General features: G+C 75.4%; 2 protein-coding genes. One reads left to right on the forward strand and one right to left on the reverse strand.

The genetic code is table 11. The annotated features are described in order from the left end of the window. Positions 1–1,080 (reverse strand): helix-turn-helix domain-containing protein (locus HCN52_RS21625; RefSeq protein WP_168090121.1); only part of this gene is annotated, 1,080 nt, incomplete at its 3' end. A 793-nt stretch (positions 1,081–1,873) separates the two neighbouring features. Here HCN52_RS21625 and HCN52_RS21630 point away from each other — a divergent pair. Beyond that, on the forward strand, positions 1,874–5,236 hold a 3,363-nt coding region (locus HCN52_RS21630), incomplete at its 3' end, for a non-ribosomal peptide synthetase (protein WP_312876823.1).

Below are 5,236 nucleotides of genomic sequence, written 5' to 3' on the forward strand. Positions count from 1 at the left end.
GCGAGCGACCGCGCGGTCGCTCGCCGCGCCCGAGGTGTCGAACGCAGCCGCCCGGGGTCGGTCCGCACCGTCACGGGCCTGCCGCCCGGCCGGTTCCGTGCCGCGCTCACGGAAGGCACGCCGGTACTCGGTGGGGCTGCTGCCGAACGCGGCGCGGAACGCCCTGCTGAAGTGAGCCGTGCTGGTGAAGCCGCTGCGTGCGGCGACGGTGCTGACGGAGGGCGGCTGCGGGGCGGCGTCGGCCAGCGCCCGCCGCGCGCGCTCCAGCCGGGAGTGGCGGATGTGCCCGGCGACGGTGAGGTCCTCGCCCTCGAAGAGGCGGTGGAGCTGACGGAGGGAGAGATGGTGGTGGGCGGCGACCTCCGCCGGGCCGAGCCGCGGGTCGTGCAGGGTGCGTTCGATGTAGGCGCGCACCTCCAACCGGAGGTTGCGGTCGCGCGTCTCGGGCGGCGTGTGGGCGTGGGCGTCCAGCTCGGCGGCGATGAGGCCGGCGACCAGGTCGGTCAGCACGGTCGCGAGTCGTGGCGCGTCGGAGTGGCGGTACGACGAGGGGTCGTCGGCGATGGAGGTGAGGAAGTGGGCGAGAAGCGCTCCGAACCCCGACCGGCCGGAGAGCGGACGCCCGAGCAGCGGCGTCAGGCCGGACCGGCCGGGTGAGGGCAGCGCGGCCCGCGGCACCTCGACGCCGACGCCCACGACACGGTCCCCGGGACGCGAGGCCACATCGATCGGCAGCGACGAGTCCAGCATGTAGAGGCCGCCGGGCGCGTGGTCGGCGTCGACGCCGGCGTGCCGAGTGAGGAGCGGACCGCAGGACGGCGCCATCAACGTCAGGTGCACGAGCTCGGGGTCGGCCTGCCGGATCTGCTTGCGCGACCTGCGGTAGGTGCACGAGGTGGTCTCGGCCGGCCAGACAGTGGCGCCGCCCAGCGGCACGACCCGTTGCAGGACCCGGATCTCCTCGGGCCCGGCGGGTGCGACCTGTATGGGGGCCATCGTGCGGGACATGCAGTCACGCCAGGCCTCGACCCGGTCCTCGACCGGGTAGTCGTCGGTGCAGAAGACCACCTGGTCCAACACCTGCCGGGTCCACCTCCGCCGGGCGGGCGGCCGGAGCCGCCACGGCCAACGCCGGTGGACGGCTTCGGCCTTCTGGTCTGAGCCTTTCAACCGTGCTGCACCGAACGCCTCTTGTCCAACACGATACGCCAACCGTGGCACAGGACACACCCAGTGTGACGACAGGTGGCGACGGCGATCCCCCGACCCGGGCGCGGGCAAGCGGGCCGGCCGGCGGGGCCGGGGCGGGACGAAGGGGCGCGGCCGATCGACCGATGCTGCTCGGCAGCCTGGCCACCGGCCTGTTCGCCGGCTGTCCTCCCTCCTCCCGGACGGGAGGCGACGCCCGGTCCGCGCAGGCTTCCGACTCGGAGTTCGGGGCGGGGATGCGCGCCGCACCGACGAGGCGGCGCCCCGGCCGCTGTTCCCCCGGGAGCAGGACCGCAGCCGGGCTGCCGCCGGACGGTCGCAGCTGCACGGTCGTGTCGGTCGCCCGGCCACCCGCTCACGCTCGGCGGCAACGCACCGCTCAACGACGCCTCGCCCCGGCCGAGGCGCGGGCCGGGAGGGAAGCACGCGCTTCCTTCGAGCAGCGGTGGACGGCGCCGCGTTCGGCCCGTACCCGGCCCCACCAGCCAGGATCACCTCCCCCTCCCCGTCCCGCCCCGGCACGGAAGCGGGGCAAGGGAGTGAAGGGCAGCGCACACCACCGCCGCGGCTGCCGGAAGTTCTCTAACGGCCCTGCAGCCGAATCCGCAGACTCGCTCTGAGCCCGCCGCCAGCCGCGGGCCGGTCCGCTCCGTGGAGGTGACTGGTGGACAGCGGTGAGGCCCACGCAGGGACGAGCAACCGGGCGAGCGGCACGGGGCACGCCGCCGACGGCGCCGGACACCGGCCGGACCCGACCGAGCAGGAGCGACCCATGTCGTTCGCGCAGCGTCGACTGTGGTTCCTGGACCGGCTGGGGGCGGGCGGGCACAGCGACCTGCTGCCGCTCGCCCTGCGGGTCCGGGGGGAGCTGGACGAAGCCGCGCTGCTGGGGTCGCTGGAGGCAGTGGTGGCGCGGCACGAGGTGCTGCGCACCCGGTACACCGCCATCGACGGCGAGCCCGTCGCGCGCGTCGCGGAACGCGTGACCGTTCCGGTGCGGCGGCCGGAGCCGCGGGACGAGGACGCGGACCGGGCGGTGGAGCGCCTGCTGTCCGAGGAACTCGCGACACCGCTGCCGCTGGAGGAGGGGCCGCCGATCCGAGTGGTTCTCGCGCGGCTGCGCGAGGACGAGCACCTCGTGGTGGTCAGCGTGCACCACATCGCCTTCGACTTCGCCTCGTGGTCGGTCCTCTCCGCAGAGCTTGCGGCGGGTTACCGGGAGCGGACGGGAGGCACGCCGGCCGAGCCCTTCTCCCGGCCGACGCAGTACGCGGAGGTGGCCCGCACGGAGACAGAACGGCTCGACGGCCCTCGCGCGGCTCGCCATCTGGCCTACTGGCGCGACCGGTTGACCGGCCTGGAGCCGCTTCGGCTGCCGACCGACCTGCCGCGACCCGCGCTGTGGGACGGCCGGGCGGACATCGCCCGGTTCACCCTCGACGCGCCCCTGGTCGGGACGGTCGACGCGCTGGCACGGGCCCATCGGGCGACGCGGTTCATGGTACTGCTGGCCGCGTTCCAGGCAACGCTCGGCCGACTCTCCGGGCAGCGGGACATCGCGGTCGGTGTCCCGGTCAGCGGGCGCGACGGGCCCGAACTCGCGGGCGCCATCGGTCTCTTCGTGAACACCCTGGTGCTTCGCACGGATCTCGGGGAGGCCCGAACCTTCTCCGAGCTGCTGCGGCTGGTCCGGGCCGACGCGCTGGCGGCCTTCTCGCGCACCCGGACACCGTTCGAGCGCGTCGTCACGGAGGTGGCCCCGCCCCGGGACCCGTCCCGCAACCCGTTGGCACAGGTGTCGTTCCAGCTGATCACCCTCGACGAACCGGTGGAGCGGCTGCCCGGTCTGGATGTGGAGATGGTCTCCACTCCCGCGGGCGGCGGGCCGTTCGACGTCGCGCTCGACCTGTTGAATCTGCCCGACGGAACCGTGGCGGGCCGACTCCAGTACGCGACATCGCTGTTCACTGCCGACACGGCCCGACAGATCGGCGCGGCCTTCGCGCAGTTGCTCTCCCTGCTGGTGGCGGCCCCGGAGGAGGCCGTCGCCGACAGGGCGGCCCTGGTGCCTCCCCTGCCGGGGGGTGAGCGGCGCCGGCTGCTCGCCCTGCACAACGACACCGCGCGTGGCGTACGGGACGTGGTGTGGACCGAGCTGTTCGCGGAGCAGGCCGCCGCCACGCCGGACGCGGTGGCGGTGACCTGCGCCGGGCACGACATCAGCTACGCCGAGCTCGACGCCTCTTCGGCCCGGTTGGCGAACCGGCTGCGGGAGTCGGGGGTGGGGCCGGGCATCGCGGTCGGGGTGCTGCTGGAGCGCGGCCCGGCCGTGCCGACCACGCTGCTGGCGGTGCACCGGGCCGGTGGCGCCTACCTGCCGCTCGATCCGGCGCTGCCCGACGCGCGGCTCCGCCATATCTGGGAGGACTCCGGGGCCCGCGTGGTGATCACCGAACGCGGGCTCGTCCACCGGGTCTCGGGCACCACCGCCACGACGGCCGGTCCCGAAGCGGTCGCCGACGACGGGACGCGCCGTCCCGCGAGTGGCGCCACCGCACACCCGGGGGACCCGTTGGTGTTGCTGCCGGACGAGCCCGGCGAGGCCGCCCGGACAGCAAGCGCCGACCCCGTGGTGCCGGAGGGCGGGCCCTCCGCCGACGATCTGGCCCACGTCTTCTACACCTCCGGCTCCACCGGGCGGCCCAAGGGTGCGCTGATCCCGCACCGCGCGCTGACGCACTTCCTGGTGGCGATGGCGCGACGGCTCCCCTCCGGCCCGGGTGACACCTTCGCGGGGATCACCACGGTCTCGTTCGACCCCTCCCTGCTGGAGCTGTGCCTGCCGCTGCTGACCGGCGCTCGACTCGCGCTGGCCGACCGGGAGGAGGCCCGTGACCCGGAGCGGATGGCGGCGCTGATCGCGTCGTGCGGCAGGGGCGTCGTGCAGGCCACACCGGTGACGTTGCGGATGCTGGCGGACACCGGCTGGACGCCCGCTCCGTCGCAGACCGTGCTCAGCGGCGGGGAGGCGCTCCACGAGGAGCTCGCTGCCCGGCTGGCGGCCGACGGGGCGCAGGTGTGGGACCTGTACGGCCCGACCGAGACGACGGTGTGGGCGACGACCGCGCGGCGCGACCGCCTCGGCCGCCAGGCCGACTGGCAGGCACGGGACAACACCGTGGTCCACGTGCTCGACGACCGGATGGAGCCGGTGCCCGAGGGGGCCACCGGGGAGGTGTACATCGGCGGCACCGGCCTCGGCTGGGGCTACGTCGGTCGGCCGGAGCTGACAGCGGCGGCGTTCGTACCCGACCCGTTCGGCGGCTCCGGAGACCGGTTGTACCGCACCGGCGACCTGGCGAGACGGCGGCCGGACGGAACGCCGGCGCTGCTCGGGCGGGCCGATCACCAGGTCAAGATCCGCGGCCACCGCATCGAGCCGGGCGAGATCGAGGCGGCGCTGCTCGCCGACCCGGCGGTCCACGCGGCGACGGTGGTGGCGCTGGAACAGGGGGACGGCACCCACCGGCTCGCCGCCTACCTGGTGCCGGCTGCGGGCTCCGCCCCGGCGGAGGCGACGCTGCGCGCCGCGCTGCTGCGCACCCTGCCGGACTACATGGTGCCCGAGGCGTTCGTCGTGGTCCCGGAGCTGCCCCGGACCCCCAACGGCAAGGTCGACCGGCGGGCGCTGCCCCCGGTGCCGGTCTGGACCGCCGCGGCCGGGGCGACCCCGCCGCGGAACGACGCGGAGCGGGCCGTCGCCCGGGTGTGGGAGGAGGTCCTTGGCGTGGACGGTGTCGGCGCCGAGCACGACTTCTTCCAGCTGGGCGGCCACTCGCTGCTGGCGACCCGGGTGGCCGTACGGCTGCGGGACGCCGCCGGGGTCGACGTACCCGTCCGCGCCCTGTTCGAGCGATCGACGGTGGCGGCCCTGGCGGCGGCGCTGCCCGACTACCCCGCCGTGGACACCCGCCGCGCCGTGCCCGCTCTGGGCGCGCGCCGCCGCAACCGCCGGCCGGCCGCGGCC

The sequence above is a fragment of the Streptomyces bohaiensis genome (genome assembly GCF_012033785.1).
Taxonomy (GTDB): Bacteria; Actinomycetota; Actinomycetes; order Streptomycetales; family Streptomycetaceae; genus Streptomyces; species Streptomyces bohaiensis.